The organism is Paramicrobacterium chengjingii (assembly GCF_011751765.2).
In the GTDB taxonomy this organism is placed as follows: domain Bacteria; phylum Actinomycetota; class Actinomycetes; order Actinomycetales; family Microbacteriaceae; genus Paramicrobacterium; species Paramicrobacterium chengjingii.
On sequence record NZ_CP061169.1, the window covers coordinates 982451 to 996920 of the forward strand.

A 14470-nucleotide genomic window follows, 5' to 3' on the forward strand; every position below is an offset into this window, starting at 1 on the left:
TCGCGCAAAACGTGCTGCTCAGCGTGCCGTAGGCGAGAATTTCCAGCCAGCGCCCGTAGCATTATGCGCATGCCACACCACGATTCCGAGCGCCCGCTTGTCGGCGTCGTCATGGGAAGCGATTCTGACTGGCGCGTCATGAGTGACGCGAGCCAGGTGCTCAGCGACTTCGCCATCGACCACGAGGTTGAAGTCGTCAGTGCACATCGCACGCCCGAGAAGATGATTGCCTACGGCAAGGATGCTGCATCCCGCGGACTCAAGGTGATCATTGCGGGCGCTGGCGGCGCCGCCCATCTGCCCGGAATGCTGGCCGCCGTCACGACGCTTCCGGTCGTGGGCGTTCCCGTGCCGCTCGCCACCCTCGACGGGCTGGACTCGCTGTTGTCGATCGTGCAGATGCCCGCGGGAGTCCCCGTCGCCACCGTTTCGATCGGCGGCGCCAAGAACGCCGGGTTGATCGCCGCGAAGATACTCGGCACGTCAGATGCTCAGCTGCAGAGCAAACTCGAAGAATACGCCAACGATCTCGCCGCTCAGGTCGAGGTCAAGAACGAGAATCTCAAAAACTCTCTATGAGCTCACTGGTCGCAAATCCGATCAGGTACCCGGATACCGCGTCGTCGCCGATGATGACGCGGCGCGCGTGGTGGCTTCTCATTCTGGGGTTTCTCATTCCCGGTTCGGCTCAAGTTCTGGCGGGCAACCGCAAACTCGGGCGTTTCGGCCTTGGCGCGACTCTCGGCATGTGGGCCGCGGCGATCATCGCCGTGTTGCTTTACTCGTTCTTGCGCACGCCGTTCATCAGCGTCGTGACACAGGGTTGGTTTCTGCTGGTCGTGCAGGCGTTCCTTCTTGCCTATGGTGTGCTCTGGCTCGTACTCACCCTCAACACGTTCCGGTTGCTCAAGATCATCAAAGCGGCTCCAGGGGCTCGCTTTTGGATCGCCATCGCAACGGTGATTTTCCTCGTGCTTTCGGTTGGTGGCGCCGGTGGCGCTGCATACTACGCAGGCATCGCGCGGGGAGCGCTCGGTTCCATCTTCGGCAATTCCGCGCCGGTGGCCCCGGTTGACGGCCGCTACAACATTCTGCTGCTGGGGGGCGACGCGGGCGAGGACCGCGAGGGACTGCGGCCCGACAGCATCTCCGTTGTCAGCATCGATGCGAATACGGGCGCTGCGACCATTATTGGGCTGCCCCGAGATCTGCTCCATGTTCCGTTCTCAGACGGCCCATTCCACGACGCGTACCCCGATGGATATCAGAATTGCGACGTGAGCGCGTGCAAGCTCAACTCCGTGTATACGGAAGCCCAGCTGCGGCATCCTGACTGGTACCCGGATGCTGAAGGCAAAGGAAGCTCCCCAGGCATCGAGGCAACACGCGACGCCGCTGAGGGAATCACAGGACTGACCGTGCAGTTCTACGTTTTGATCGATATGGCCGGGTTCTCGCAGATGATCGACGCGCTTGGCGGTGTCGAAATCGACGTGAAGGAGCGTCTTCCCATCGGGGGAGATGAGCACCTCAATAACGTTGACGAGTGGATCGAAGTGGGAAAACAGAAGCTCGACGGGTACCACGCCGAGTGGTACGCGCGGTCGCGCCATTCCACGAGCGATTGGGATCGCATGCGCCGCCAGCACGAGCTTCAGGAGGCGATCTTGCACCAGTTCACGCCGGGAAACGTGCTCACAAAATTCCAGGCCATCGCCGATGCGGGCAGCCAGGTCGTCAAGACTGACGTTCCGCAGTCGATGCTCGGCTATTTCAGCGACCTCGCGTTGAAGACACGTGAGCACGAGATCACCAACCTCGAGCTCTCACCGCCGACAGTTCCCGATCAGGACAATCCCAATTTCGAGCACATACGCGAGCTCGTCATTGACGCCGTTGCCCCACCGGAGACCACGTCGAGCGACGGCCCGTAGCGGCGTCAGCCGACCGAGCACGATTCCGTTGAGACGGGAGACGTGAACGACTCAGCCTGTGCCAGCACGGGGGAGAGTTCCTCCATCGACAGAGCGAAGCCCACATTCGATTGGTTCTCGGCCTTGGCGAAGATCATGCCGATCACCGCGCCGTCGGCATCGAGGAGTGGGCCTCCGGAATTGCCGTGCTGAACGTTCGCCGCCAAGGTCGTGACGGATCGAGTGACGCCGGGCTCACCGTAGATGCTGCTGACGCTCATGTCGCCAGTGCTGACAACGGCTGCACTTCGCGATGCGAACGGTCCTCCAAAGGGGTAACCCTGGAAGAACACAGTGGCCCCGTTCTCTGGAGTCGCGTTGAACGGAAGCGCATCAGCGGCGAGCCCGTTCACATCAAGCACGGCAATATCGGCGTCCGCATCGAAATAGACAACGGATGCCCCACGCGGCAGTTCGCCTGGCGGTTCCACAACGACGTCAGATGCACCCGCGACGACGTGCGCATTTGTCATCACGAGGCCGTCGCCGATGACGAAGCCGCTGCCAGCGCTCCGGGTTCCGCAGGTCGGCGCGTTTGCTGTAATGCGGGTGACCGATTCGGCAGCGGTGCGAAGTGCGGGTGTCTGCGTGTCGGCATCGGGGACAGTGACACTGTCGGGCACACCTGCCGCATCGAGGATCGAAGGAATGCCATCGGTGACGACAAGGCCGCGAAACTGCGAGATAGCCCCGAGAACCGGTGACGGAGTGATGTCGTTCAGCGTCTTCATCAGGGTTGACGATGCCATCGCCTGCGTCAGGGTAGGAATACCGAGTGCACTCGTGCTCATTCCGAGGGTCATCACCACCAGTAGTGCGACAAGGCCGCTGACGATCGAGCCGAGGAATCGATCAACGATTCCCAGTTTGATCGTGCGGACGGGGCCGGCGATGAGCTTGCCGAGCCACGACCCGAGGCTGATGCCGAGTCCGACGACAATGATGCCGCAGGCGAGGGCGGCCGCGACGTTCCAGCCCGCCGCAGGAATGGCGCCCGAGACGATCGGCATGACGAGAAGGGCGACGACGCCACCCGCGATCATTCCTGCGATGGCACCAATCGTGTGAAGGAGTCCGCGGTTCCACCCGCCGATGAGCGCAACAATCAGAATGACGACGAACAGAACGTCGATGACGATGCCGGTGATCATTCGCTCACCTGCTCTCAGAGATCGGCATGCAGCGCCCAGACCGCTTCTGCAGCGGACGACCAGCTGAATGAATGGCCGCGATCCTGCGACAGAATCGTGAGTCGGTTGCGCAGATCGTCGTCGTCGACGACCTCGCTGATCGCCTCGGCAAGGCGCTCGGGGTACCCGGGGCCTTCTGCTTCGACGACCTGCCCGTAGCCGCCAGCGGTTTCAAGCAGGGCGTTGTCGTCGGCATGGATGACCGGTGTGCCGAACGTGAACGCCTCCACGACCGGCAGCCCGAATCCTTCGCCGACACTGGGAAACACGAATGCCGTGGCGCGCGAGAGTACGAGCGCGAGGTCTGCGTCTGACAGCTGACCGAGGCCGGCAACGCGTCCCTCGACGACGCCCGCTTCGTCGGCAACCGCTTCGATGGTGAGTTCGCCCCAGCTTTCGGGACCGATGATCAGAAGTGGAATGTCGGGGGACGACGGGAGCGCCATCGCTGAAATCAAATCGACGATGCCGTGCCGCGGATCCAGTGACCCTTTCGCGACGATGTATTGAGGCGGAAGGCCGAGTTCGCGAGCGCGCTGTTCGGGAACGACTGGCAGGCGAAGTGTGCTCGGTGCCGCTCCGGCGACGACCCGCACCCTGTCGCCGAAATCTGCAATATCGGCCAGCTGGTCGGCCACGGCGTGCGTCGGTACGACGATGGCGTCTGCATACTTTCGTGCCCGCTTGAGCAGGGCCTTCTGCAGCGCAACAGTAGCCGGGGTGAATGATTTGGGATGCGTCCAGGGGAGGGTGTCGTGAACAGTGACCGTCGTTTGAGAGCCTGACTCGAGGTCGTGCTTGACCAAGGGGGCGAGAAGCGTCGGTGAGTGAAGCAGTCCGGTGGCCAGCGACGAGCCGCCGACTCCCATCTGCCACGCTGCACTCAATTCACGCCTGCGCAACGTTGTCTGGTTGAGTCTGCTCAACCCGCCGAGGCGATTCCGGACCTTGTCAATCGCTTCGTCGTCATGCGCGGCTATGACGCCTTCGACGTCGCAACCGGACGGCGCGTGCCGAATAAGAGCCCGAGTGAGGTCTCGCGTATACGAACCAAGGTCCCCCCGAACTGGTGGCACCATCTCGTCGACAATCACGCGCATCGTGACCATGAAAACTCCGTTTCTGCCTCGTGCTGGCGGGCGAAAGACCGCAGAACAGTCTGCCTTAAACCTACGGGACGAACCTGGCTGAAGAGGAGTAGCCAGAAGTTAAGGGTGTGGTTTTTGTGAAAGTTGTGAATAGTATGTAGACCATGACCGGCCGCCTTAGTAGCGCATTTGTGCGCTCGCTCGTGCTTCTCACCGTTGGAGTTGTTGCCGCAGCGGTGCTCACAGCGATGCCCATTGAAGCTCAGAAGGCCGAAGCCGCAACCTTCGACGCCGGGCACATCATCGATGACGAGGTGTTCTACGACTCGACGACGATGACAGAGAGCCAGATCAGGTCATTTATCAACAGCAAGGTGCCGAAGTGTCGCGCCGGGTACACGTGCCTCGACGCGTATAAAGAGAACACCACCGCACGGTCTGCCGACAAGTACTGCAAGGCTATCGCCTCGGGTAAGAACGAGGATGCCGCTCGAATTATCTACAAGGTCTCGCGTGCGTGCGACATCAACCCGCAGGTGATTCTTGTCACACTGCAGAAGGAACAGGGGCTCCTCACCCATGAGTGGCCGTCGACCTGGCGCTACACGATCGCGATGGGCTTTGGCTGCCCCGACGGCGCAGACTGCAACAAGAAATACTTCGGATTCCAGAACCAGCTGTACCTCGGTGCACGGCAGTTCCAGATCTATCGCCTCTACCCAAACGATTTCGGCTACCGCGCCGGCCGCACGAACACGATTAAATGGCACCCCAATTCCTCCTGCGGGACGAGCCAGGTGTACATCCAGAACCAGGCCACCGCCGGTCTTTACAACTACACGCCGTACCGACCCAATTCAGCAGCGCTGAAGGCAGGTTATGGTGTCGGCGATAACTGCTCTTCGTATGGAAACCGCAACTTCTTCTTGTACTTCAACGACTGGTTCGGCAGCACCTATAAGGGCTATTCCGCAAACCCGCAGCTTGAAGCTCTGCAGAAGAAGTACTTCAGCCAGCTCGGTTACACCACGAGTGGCCTTGAGCACTACTCGGGCGGCGGAGTCGGTCAGGAATTTGAGAAGGGCTGGGCATACGGGAGCAAATCGACCGGTGCCTACTACACGAAGGCAGACATCGGGCGCTCATACATCGCCTTGCGGGGACCAGTGGGTGTGCTCGGCTACCCCACGTCGAACCCCAAGGGGGAGAGAGACGGCGGGTCGAGCCAGCAGTTCCAGAAGGGTGCTCTCTACTATTCGCCGAAATTCAGCATCCATCGTCTTGGCGGTGAGATCCGCAACTCGTATGTCGCGCTGAAGGGGCCGTCGGGCACGCTCGGGTTCCCCATTGACGCCCAGAAGTCTCTGGGCGGCGACAAGGTCATGCAGCCTTTTGAAAAGGGCGCGCTCTACTCGTCGAAGTCGCTGGGCACCCATCTCATGCAGAGTGTGATCGGGACCGCGTACAACAAGGCAGGCGGGGTCACGAGCTCGCTCGGGTTCCCCGTCGACAGCACAAAGAAGAACTCAGACGGCTCCGCCTACCAGGAGTTTCAGGGCGGCTGGCTCTCTGTATCAACGAGCGGACGGGCGACGATAACCGACCGCATCTACGGGAGCGACCGCTACTCCACGTCTGTACAGATCTCACGCTCAAGTGGATCGGGAACGGGCGGCACCGTATATATCGCCACAGGACAGAACTACCCCGATGCATTGAGCGCCGCCGCTGCGGCGGGTGCGAAAGACGCGCCCCTGCTTCTGGTCAAGGGCAGTAGCATCCCCTCGACCGTTGCCGCTGAACTCAAACGGCTGAAGCCACAGAAGATCGTCGTTGTCGGTGGCACGGGCGTCGTGACATCGGGTGTTGCCAAGCAGCTGGGTTCGTACGGCTCGGTATCGCGCATCTCTGGTGCCGATCGCTACGAGACGTCACGAAACGCAGCGCTCACGTTCGGAAAGGCAAGCACGGCCTTCATCGCCACGGGCCGCAACTTCCCTGATGCGCTCTCTGCGGGTGCCGCTGCCGGATCGGTCGATGCTCCGGTCATTCTGGTTGACGGCATGCGAGAGCCCCTCACAGCCGCCACGAAGAGCACATTGACGAAGCTGGGTGTGAAGAACGTCGTGATCGCGGGAGGCACCGGGGTGGTCTCGACGACCATCGAGAAGCAGCTGAAGAGCGCTGGCTTTGGCGTGAAGCGACTGGCCGGAAAAGACCGCTATGCTACAGCGGCCGCCATCAATTCTGCCTACTTCTCGACATCGTCAGCTGCCTACGTCGCTACGGGCGCGAACTACGCGGATGCGCTCACAGGTGGTGCAGCTGCCGCCAGGTCAGGCTCGGCAATGTACATCACAACGCAGAAATGCATGCCAGCATCGATCAGAAATGCGGCGGTCAAGCAAGCACCGACGAGCGTGCACGTGATCGGCGGACCACTTGTCGTCTCGTCGCACTCTGCGCGCTTTGGCGGCTGCTGACCCGCGGGCATCGTTCGGCGAATACCGAGAAGATCGGGTTAGACTCCCGGAGCGTCAAAATACGTTCCAGGAAAGGGTGAAGGTGAGCGGTCCCTCACGTGTGACAGCGGTCATCGTCGCCTATAACCGCCGGGATCTGCTGACGGAGGTGCTTGACGCATTAGCACATCAAACACGAGCGGTCGACTCAATCGTCGTCGTGAACAACGCGTCGACAGACGACACCTCGCAGGTCGTCCGAGACAGCGGGCAGGACGTCACACTCATTGAGCTCACGCGCAATACCGGCGGCGCAGGCGGCTTTGCCGTGGGCATGGCGGCCGCGATGGTGAGACATAATCCGGACTGGATCTGGGTGATGGACGACGACACGGTTCCCGACAAGAACGCCCTGCTCGGGCTGATGAACACGGTGACGGGGTACCCGGGGACGGCGCTGACGGCGGTCGGCTCTCGTGTCGTGTGGACAGACGGTGACGAGCATCCCATGAACACCCCTCGCGAGAACCCATTTGCATCTGCACGCGAGAAGAGCGATGCGGATGCCGTCAGCGCGATGCCTGTGCGGTCGCTGTCGTTCGTGTCGTCGATGTACCGTGCTGACAGAGTCCGAGCCGTCGGGTATCCGATTGTCGACTATTTTCTCTGGAACGACGACTTCGAGTTCAGCACGCGTGTTCTTCACGGGCACCGAGGGCTCTCCACGCCGGCGAGCGTCGTTGTGCACAAAACTGCGCGACGAGGATCGACAGATGATGACCCGGGCGAGAGATTCCGTTTCGAGGTTCGCAACAAGATCTGGCTTTTCCGCCACTCCCGGGCTCTTCGACGGCGTGAGAAATTTGTGTATGGTGCGTCGAGTCTCGTGCGCTGGGGCCGGACCGTGGTGAAATCTGGCGACCGGCGAGTACTTCGAGACGGTTTCGTGCACGGCAGACGTGAAGCATTGCAACGACCGCCGCGTCCGAACGCCGAGGCACTGTACGATGCCGGAGTGCCCGGAGACGTCATTGCCGAACTAGGACGTGCTGAGTGAACAACGAGTCACCCGATCAGCAGTTCTCCTTGCTGCTTCCTGTGTATGGCAATGACGAGCCTTCTCAATTCGAGCGGGCATTCGCGAGTGCGACGACGGGCCAATCCCTTGTTCCCTCCGAGGTCGTCCTTGTGCAGGACGGACCGATTCCCGCTGAGCTTGAGCTCGCGGTTGCGCGTGCCACGAAGAGCTGCCCTGTGCCGCTGAACCACGTTGTCATCGACGAGCAGGGCGGTCTCGCACAGGCTCTGACGATCGGGCTTGAGCGTTGTTCGTACGACATCGTCGCCCGAATGGACGCCGACGACGTTGCGCTCTCCGAACGCTTTGCCCGGCAAATGGCGAAGATGGCCGAGGGGTACGACCTTGTCGGAACGGGCATGTACGAGTTCGCAGACGACACGAGTGAGGTTCTGGGGCGGCGTACACCTCCCGTCGGTGCGGCAGCCATCGCAAAGTACGCCCGGTTTCACGATCCTTTCAACCATCCGACGGTCATGTACCGAAAAGCTGTCGTTGCGAACGCGGGAAGCTATGAAGACATCGGCCTCATGGAGGATTACTGGCTCTTTGCTCGCATGATCCACTCCGGGGCTCGAGTCGAGAACCTGCCTGACCCGCTCGTGATGTATCGCGTTGGCGCCGGAGCATACGCTCGACGCGGGGGAAAGCGTCAGTTTGAGGCCGAGTGGAACCTCCAGAGAGCTCTTCGCCGAATCGGCTTCACCACACGTCTGCAGTTTGCGCGCAATATCGCCATGCGCGGCGTGTACCGCTTCGTTCCGGTCGGCGTGCGTCGAATCTTGTATCGACGCATGATCCAGCGTGGCTTCTCTGATGTCTCGTCTGAATCGGCGTCGTATGGCAAGGCATCCTCATGACGAACGATCGAGAGCGATCGGGAGAGAGCATTCGGCAATGACCTGGTTAGAAGCCACACCCGTGGCCGTGCTGGCGCTTCTGATCATTTTCGTTCCCGGTGGGCTCGTTGCGGCAGCTGCGGGAGCGCGTCGACTGCTCCTGGCAATCGCTGCACCGGCTGTGACGATTTCTGTGCTCGCCGTCGCTGCCATCGTGTTCGGTTTTCTCGCGGTGCCGTGGACGATCCCATTCGTTGCGACGGTCTTCCTCGGTCTTGCAGTGGTGACGTGGGTTGTGAGACGCCTGGTCACAGGCACGTGGATGCCGCGATCGGTCTCGCGCCTTGCGGGCTTCTCGCCGGCCTTCATCACAGGGCTCGTGATCGCCGTCGTGCTCATCGCCGTTCAGGTCTGCTTCGCGATCGGTGAACCGGGAAACGTTTCTCAAACCTACGACGCGCCTTTCCACCTCAACGGTGTGCGCTTCATCATCGATACAGCCAACGGATCGTCGTTCAATCTGACCGGTCTGATTCTGCCTCCCAGCCGTTCGACGTTCTATCCTGCGGCCTGGCACGATCTCGTCTCCGTTGTGGCGATGGCAGCTCCGTGGGCTGGCCTTATCACTGTTGCGAACGTGACCAACCTTGTGATCGCGGCCGTTGTCTGGCCGATCGGCGCACTCACTGTCGTACGGCTCGTCGCCCCGTCACGGCCGTCTGCCCTTGTGATTGCGGGAGTGGCTGCGGCAGCATTTCCCGCGTTCCCGCTGGGCATGCTCGACTATGGGGTTCTGTACTCGTACTTTCTGTCGCTGGCGTTCCTGCCCGCGGGACTCGCGCTTGGATTGAGTCTTTTCAGATTGGTGGACGGTCGGCGACTGGGACCGGTGACGTTGCAGATTCTGAGCCTCGCGTGTGCTGTCGTGGCCATGGGGCTCTCGCAGCCGTCCGTCGTCTTCGGGCTTGGCCTGTTCGGCATCATCGGCATCGTTGCGCTGTGCGTGTTGGCGGTTCGGTACGCACAGCGCACCTGGATCCGCGTTTCACTCATCGTCGGCATGATCGCCGTCGTCGCAGCTTTCGCGCTGGTATGGCGGCGCGTCGGCAGCTTCGGGTACACAGCACCGTGGAACCGGTACGGTTCTGTCCCCGAGGTGCTGCTCGACACATTTACCCTGTCACGAGGTGACAGGCCCTATGCCGTGGTCGTTGCTGTGCTGATCCTTGTCGGCATTGTCGCGACGATTCGCACAAAACGCTGGTGGCTCGTGCTGATGTGGGCAGCAGCCGCTGTGCTTTTCGTGCTGGGCGGGGCGCTGCCCAGCGGAGATCTGCGTAATCTCGCGCTGGGAATGTTCTATAAGGATGTTCCCCGTCTCGAGGCATTTCTGGTGCTGCCCGCGCTGCTGGTCGCCGTGCTGGGGGCGGATGCGCTCTGGCGCCTTGTTGCACGGCGAATCACACCGCGTTCACGGTCCGGCGCCGTCGCAGTGGCAGCGACAGCGATCGTCGTCGTGATCGCCTCAACGCAGCTGACGGCCATGACCTACGCCGTTGCGCACGCAGCGAACGCTTACCGCCTCGACGACAGGTCACGCATTCTCGACGATGACGAATATGCGCTGATTGAGCGACTGCGGGACGAAGTCGGTGACGATGCGGTGATCGTGGGAAACCCCTGGACGGGCACATCATGGGCAATGGCTCTCGCCGATCGTGAGGTGCTGAACCCGCATTTCAACACATCCCACGCTCCCGCCAACGATGTCGTGAACACCGAGTTGAACGACGCAGACGTCGACCCGAGTGTGTGCACGGCGATTCACGAAACGGGAGTGCGCTACGTGCTGGACTTCGGGGCGGACAGGTTCGCGGGGAGTCGCTTGGACGTCAAGACGTGGATCGGTTTCGAAGGGCTTCTCGATCTTGAAGACTCGGCAGTTGTCGAAGAAGTGGATCGCGAGGGCGACAAGGTGTTGTACCGCATTGTCGCCTGCGGGCTCTAACGGCGATCTGGGTCGTCGGGTTTCTCGACGTCGTCGATCGAGGCTTTCGCCAACGTGATCTGCCTTGCGAGCTGTGTGATGCGTCGGTTGATCTGCACATTTCGGCGGTAGGTCGTCGAGACGAACACAAGAAACGCCAGAACGAGCGCATACAGCAGCAGGTCGGCTCCACGCCCCACGCCGATGAGATTGGCGAACCAGGTGAGCCACGTCGGGAAGATGATCGACAGAATCGCGACGACGACGAATGCGCCGAGAAACAGGCGTCTCAATGCCAGATGGCTGTCGCTTCCGGTCGGGCGGGTGAAGAAGATGCCGACGGCGATGACACCGACGACGAGAATGATCTGAATAACCACGATGCGCCTAACGAACGATCAGGTCGACGAGGATGTTAATCGAGTTCAGCACTGATTGCCCCTTCGCCTTCGAGTAGTCGGTGTACAGCAGCTCAACCGGGTACTCCCGCCAGGGCAGCTTTGTGCGACCGAGCTTAAGCACGATCTCGGTTGCGTGAGCCATGCGATCCTGTACCAACCCGATGCGAGCCAGAGCATCCGTGCGGATGACGCGGAGACCGTTGTGTGCGTCGGTGAGCTTCAGACCCGTCGTCATGTTCGTCACCCACACGGCCGTCTTGAGAATGATCCGCTTTGCCGTTCCTGGATTCGTGCGCTTATCGAGAAACCGTGAGCCGAACACGATGGCGAGGTCGTCAGCACGCGCAAGGGCTACCATGTTCACTGCATCTTCGAGGCGGTGCTGCCCGTCGGCATCGAAAGTGACGACGTAACGCGCGCCCGGTTGCGTCAGAACATACTCGAATCCCGTCTGCAGCGACGCTCCCTGACCGAGATTAACCGGATGCGTCAGTACTTTCGCACCTGCACGGCGAGCAACCTCTGCAGAACCATCAGAGCTTCCGTCGTCGATGCAGACAACGTTGGTGAATTTTTGGTGAAGATCGCGAATCACCGTCTCGATGACGCTGACTTCGTTGTAGAGCGGAATGACAACCCATACGTCGTGTGCGCCAGGACGAGCGTCTTCAAGGGGTCCAGGTCGCGTCATGGCTCCATTCTGGCAGACCCGTTAGTCTGAGATGCGCCCACGCACCCGACAGAAGAGAGCAATCGGTGACAAGTCACGCGAACACACGCGTTGTCGACACGGCGGATGTTGCCGATAACGCCGACCTTGGTTCGGGAACATCAGTGTGGCACCTTGCCCAGATTCGCGAGCACGCGGTGCTCGGCGAAAATTGCGTCATCGGCCGCGGAGCCTATGTTGGCACGGGCGTTCGGATGGGGGATAACTGCAAAGTGCAGAATTATGCTCTCGTCTACGAACCCGCAGCACTCGCAGACGGCGTCTTCATCGGCCCCGCCGCCGTACTCACCAACGACACCTATCCGCGCGCGATCAACGCAGACGGAACACAGAAATCAGCAGACGACTGGGATGCCGTTGGAGTCACGCTGAAGCGTGGAGCATCCGTCGGCGCCCGCGCCGTATGCGTGGCTCCTGTGACGATCGGGGCATGGGCGACAATCGCGGCGGGTGCCGTGGTCACGAAGGACGTACCCGATTTCGCGCTGGTTGTCGGCGTGCCTGCTCGCCGCATCGGATGGGTCGGCAAGTCCGGGCATCCCCTCAGCGAAGATGCCGGATACTGGGTGTGTCCGGTCACGGGCGATCGGTATGCCGAGGTTGATGGCGAGTTGAAAGAGGTTGCGGAATAGTGGCAGATGCGTTTATTCCTCCGGCGAAGCCCATTATCGGGGACGACGAGCGGGCGGCCGTCGACCGGGTATTGCTGAGCGGGATGGTGGCTCAGGGCCCGGAGGTGGCGGCATTCGAGACGGAGTTCGCTGCTCATTTTGTGGCTGGGCGCACGGTTGTCGCCGTGAACTCGGGAACATCGGGTCTGCACGTTGGTTTGCTCGCGGCGGGCGTTGGCGTGGGCGATGAGGTTATTGTGCCGTCGTTTACGTTCGCGGCGACGGCTAACGCTGTGGCGTTGACGGGTGCAACGCCGGTGTTTGTCGATATCGAATCTGACCAGTTCACCGTAGATCCAGATGCTGTTGAGGCGGCTATCACGCCGCGCACGAAGGGCATCATGCCGGTGCATCTGTACGGACACCCGGCACGGATGCGTGAGCTGGGCGCGATTGCGCAGAAGCATGGTGTGCTGCTGTTCGAGGATGCTGCTCAGGCGCATGGTGCTGCTCTGGATGGGCGTGCTGTGGGGACGTTCGGTGCGTTTGGCATGTTCAGTCTGTATCCGACGAAGAACATGACCAGCGGCGAAGGCGGCATGGTCTCGTTCGATGACGTTGAGTTGGTGCGGCGTGCGAAGCTGTTGCGCAATCAGGGGATGGAGAAGCAGTACGAGAATGAGCTCGTGGGCTTCAATTACCGCATGACTGATATTCACGCGGCGATCGGGCGCGTGCAGTTGGCCAAGGTCGATGCGTGGACGGCCTCGCGTCAGGCGAATGCGGCGTATCTTGATGCGAACCTGGCAGGTGTGGTGACTCCGCCGGTGGCGGAGGGCGCTGTGCATGTGTACCACCAGTACACGGTGCGCGTTCCTGACGATCGTGACGGGTTCGTCGCTGCATTGAAGAACGAGCACAATGTCGGGGCAGGCGTTTACTATCCCGTGCCCAACCACCGGCTGCCGTCGCTGCAGGGCTTTGCGCAGAATCGTGAACTACCCGAGACAGAGCGCGCGGCATCTGAGGTTGTTTCTCTGCCGGTTCACCCGTCGCTGACCGACAACGATCTTGAGCGCATCGTCACCGCGGTGAACACCGTCACAGAGGCTGGAGCATAATGGCTGACAATCTTCGCGCCGGACTCCTGGGGATCGGCATGATGGGGCGCCACCACGCGCGCGTGCTGCGCGAGGTCGAGGGCATCGACCTTGTCGCTGTTGCCGATCCCGCCGGAGATCCCCATGGTGTTGCCGGTGAGCTCACGGTATTGCCCGATGTTGATGCGTTGATCGCGGCAGGCATCGATATGGCCGTTGTTGCGGTGCCGACGCGTTTTCATGAGGGTGCCGCGTTGACGCTCGCGGCCGCTGGCGTGCATACGTTCGTTGAAAAGCCGATCGCTGAAACCGTCGCCGCGGGGCGTCGCATGACCGAGGCGTTTGCGCAGGCTGGCTTGGTCGGGGCGGTCGGGCACATCGAGCGTTTCAACCCGGCGCTGCAAGAGCTGAGGCGTCGGCTCTCTGCCGGTGAGCTCGGCAGCGTCTACCAGGTGGCGACGCGTCGTCAGGGCCCGTTCCCTGCGCGGATCGCCGACGTCGGGGTCGGAAAAGACCTCGCAACGCACGATATCGATTTGACCGCGTGGGTGACGCAGAGCAATTACACACGCGTGTTTGCGCAGACGGCGTTCAAGAGTGGTCGTGAGCATGAAGACATGATCGCTGTGACGGGCCGGCTTGATTCGGGTGCCGTCGTGAGTCACCTCGTCAACTGGCTGAGCCCGATGAAAGAACGCGTCACTGTCGTCACGGGGGAGAAGGGCGCGTTCGTCGCTGACACCGCCACCGGCGACCTCACGTTCTACGCCAATGGCACGATCCCACTCGAATGGGAGTCTGTCAGTGCGTTCCGCGGTGTTTCCGAGGGCGACGTCACGCGGTACGCGTTTGCCAAGCGCGAGCCGCTCCGGGTTGAGCACGAGGCCTTTCGCGATGCGGTGCTCGGCAGGCCGAGCGACGTCGTCACGATGCAGCAGGGCCTGCGCGCGCTTGAGGTCGTTGAAGCCACGCTCGAATCAGCGCGCACGGGCGAGGCCGTCACTCCCTGAC

The 14470-nt window shown here is 61.4% G+C and carries 13 protein-coding genes; 9 read left to right on the plus strand and 4 right to left on the minus strand.

All coding sequences use genetic code 11. From position 1 onward, the window contains the following. Positions 1-111: 111 nt before the first annotated feature. Both purE and HCR76_RS04795 read left to right on the plus strand, forming a co-directional pair. The gene (gene purE, locus HCR76_RS04790; protein ID WP_166990248.1) at positions 112-579 is read left to right on the plus strand and encodes a 5-(carboxyamino)imidazole ribonucleotide mutase; all 468 of its coding nucleotides are present in this window, start codon (positions 112-114) and stop codon (positions 577-579) included. Then, a complete protein-coding gene (locus tag HCR76_RS04795; RefSeq protein ID WP_166988723.1) occupies positions 576-1934 on the plus strand; it encodes an LCP family protein in 1359 nt (452 codons plus the stop codon). The genes purE and HCR76_RS04795 overlap by 4 nt, the downstream gene beginning before the upstream one ends. 5 nt (positions 1935-1939) lie before the next feature. Here HCR76_RS04795 and HCR76_RS04800 read toward each other — a convergent pair whose 3' ends face one another. Both HCR76_RS04800 and HCR76_RS04805 read right to left on the minus strand, forming a co-directional pair. Continuing rightward, on the minus strand, positions 1940-3124 hold the full coding sequence (locus HCR76_RS04800; RefSeq protein WP_166988725.1) for a MarP family serine protease: 1185 nt from the start codon (positions 3122-3124) through the stop codon (positions 1940-1942). A 14-nt stretch (positions 3125-3138) separates the two neighbouring features. Then, on the minus strand, positions 3139-4272 hold the full coding sequence (locus tag HCR76_RS04805) for a glycosyltransferase family 4 protein (RefSeq protein ID WP_166988727.1): 1134 nt from the start codon (positions 4270-4272) through the stop codon (positions 3139-3141). Positions 4273-4415: 143 nt separating this feature from the next. On the opposite strand from HCR76_RS04805, the gene HCR76_RS04810 reads away from it, so the two are divergent. The 4 genes from HCR76_RS04810 to HCR76_RS04825 all read left to right on the plus strand — a co-directional run bounded on the left by HCR76_RS04810 (position 4416) and on the right by HCR76_RS04825 (position 10638). Next, complete coding sequence (locus HCR76_RS04810) at positions 4416-6734, plus strand: cell wall-binding repeat-containing protein (RefSeq protein ID WP_166988729.1); 2319 nt, start codon at positions 4416-4418, stop codon at positions 6732-6734. Positions 6735-6816: 82 nt separating this feature from the next. After that, positions 6817-7770, plus strand: a complete 954-nt coding sequence (locus tag HCR76_RS04815) for a glycosyltransferase (protein WP_166988731.1) — start codon at positions 6817-6819, stop codon at positions 7768-7770. Continuing rightward, entirely contained in the window at positions 7767-8651 is an 885-nt protein-coding gene (locus HCR76_RS04820) for a glycosyltransferase (RefSeq protein WP_166988733.1), read from the plus strand. The genes HCR76_RS04815 and HCR76_RS04820 overlap by 4 nt, the downstream gene beginning before the upstream one ends. A 37-nt stretch (positions 8652-8688) precedes the next feature. After that, a complete protein-coding gene (locus tag HCR76_RS04825; RefSeq protein WP_166988735.1) occupies positions 8689-10638 on the plus strand; it encodes a DUF6541 family protein in 1950 nt (649 codons plus the stop codon). Here the strand turns inward: HCR76_RS04825 and HCR76_RS04830 are convergent. After that, positions 10635-10997 carry a DUF2304 domain-containing protein gene (locus HCR76_RS04830; protein ID WP_166988736.1) on the minus strand — a complete coding sequence of 121 codons (363 nt, stop codon included), beginning with the start codon at positions 10995-10997 and terminating at the stop codon, positions 10635-10637. The two genes, HCR76_RS04825 and HCR76_RS04830, sit on opposite strands and share 4 nt — an antisense overlap. Positions 10998-11004: 7 nt before the next feature. Beyond that, positions 11005-11709 carry a glycosyltransferase family 2 protein gene (locus HCR76_RS04835; RefSeq protein WP_166988738.1) on the minus strand — a complete coding sequence of 235 codons (705 nt, stop codon included), beginning with the start codon at positions 11707-11709 and terminating at the stop codon, positions 11005-11007. A gap of 65 nt (positions 11710-11774) precedes the next feature. Here HCR76_RS04835 and HCR76_RS04840 point away from each other — a divergent pair, with 65 nt between their 5' ends. From HCR76_RS04840 to HCR76_RS04850, 3 genes are read left to right on the plus strand one after another with little or no spacing between them, the layout of a single operon-like run. Further along, positions 11775-12380: an acyltransferase gene (locus HCR76_RS04840; protein WP_166988740.1), complete on the plus strand. Its 606-nt coding sequence runs from the start codon at positions 11775-11777 to the stop codon at positions 12378-12380. After that, positions 12380-13480 (plus strand): DegT/DnrJ/EryC1/StrS family aminotransferase, encoded by a 1101-nt coding sequence (locus HCR76_RS04845; protein ID WP_166988742.1) that lies wholly within the window; start codon positions 12380-12382, stop codon positions 13478-13480. Before HCR76_RS04840 ends, HCR76_RS04845 begins: the two co-directional genes overlap by 1 nt. Continuing rightward, positions 13480-14469, plus strand: coding sequence for a Gfo/Idh/MocA family protein (locus HCR76_RS04850; RefSeq protein ID WP_166988744.1), 990 nt, complete (start codon positions 13480-13482; stop codon positions 14467-14469). The genes HCR76_RS04845 and HCR76_RS04850 overlap by 1 nt, the downstream gene beginning before the upstream one ends. Position 14470 lies beyond the last annotated feature (1 nt).

Bases quoted from the DNA above. Each gene is read 5' to 3' on its own strand.
- purE (WP_166990248.1), top strand. From the start codon at position 112: ATGGGAAGCGATTCTGACTGGCGCGTCATGAGTGACGCGAGCCAGGTG.
- HCR76_RS04795 (WP_166988723.1), top strand. From the start codon at position 576: ATGAGCTCACTGGTCGCAAATCCGATCAGGTACCCGGATACCGCGTCG.
- HCR76_RS04800 (WP_166988725.1), bottom strand. From the start codon at position 3,124: ATGATCACCGGCATCGTCATCGACGTTCTGTTCGTCGTCATTCTGATT.
- HCR76_RS04805 (WP_166988727.1), bottom strand. From the start codon at position 4,272: ATGGTCACGATGCGCGTGATTGTCGACGAGATGGTGCCACCAGTTCGG.
- HCR76_RS04810 (WP_166988729.1), top strand. From the start codon at position 4,416: ATGACCGGCCGCCTTAGTAGCGCATTTGTGCGCTCGCTCGTGCTTCTC.
- HCR76_RS04825 (WP_166988735.1), top strand. From the start codon at position 8,689: ATGACCTGGTTAGAAGCCACACCCGTGGCCGTGCTGGCGCTTCTGATC.
- HCR76_RS04835 (WP_166988738.1), bottom strand. From the start codon at position 11,709: ATGACGCGACCTGGACCCCTTGAAGACGCTCGTCCTGGCGCACACGAC.
- HCR76_RS04850 (WP_166988744.1), top strand. From the start codon at position 13,480: ATGGCTGACAATCTTCGCGCCGGACTCCTGGGGATCGGCATGATGGGG.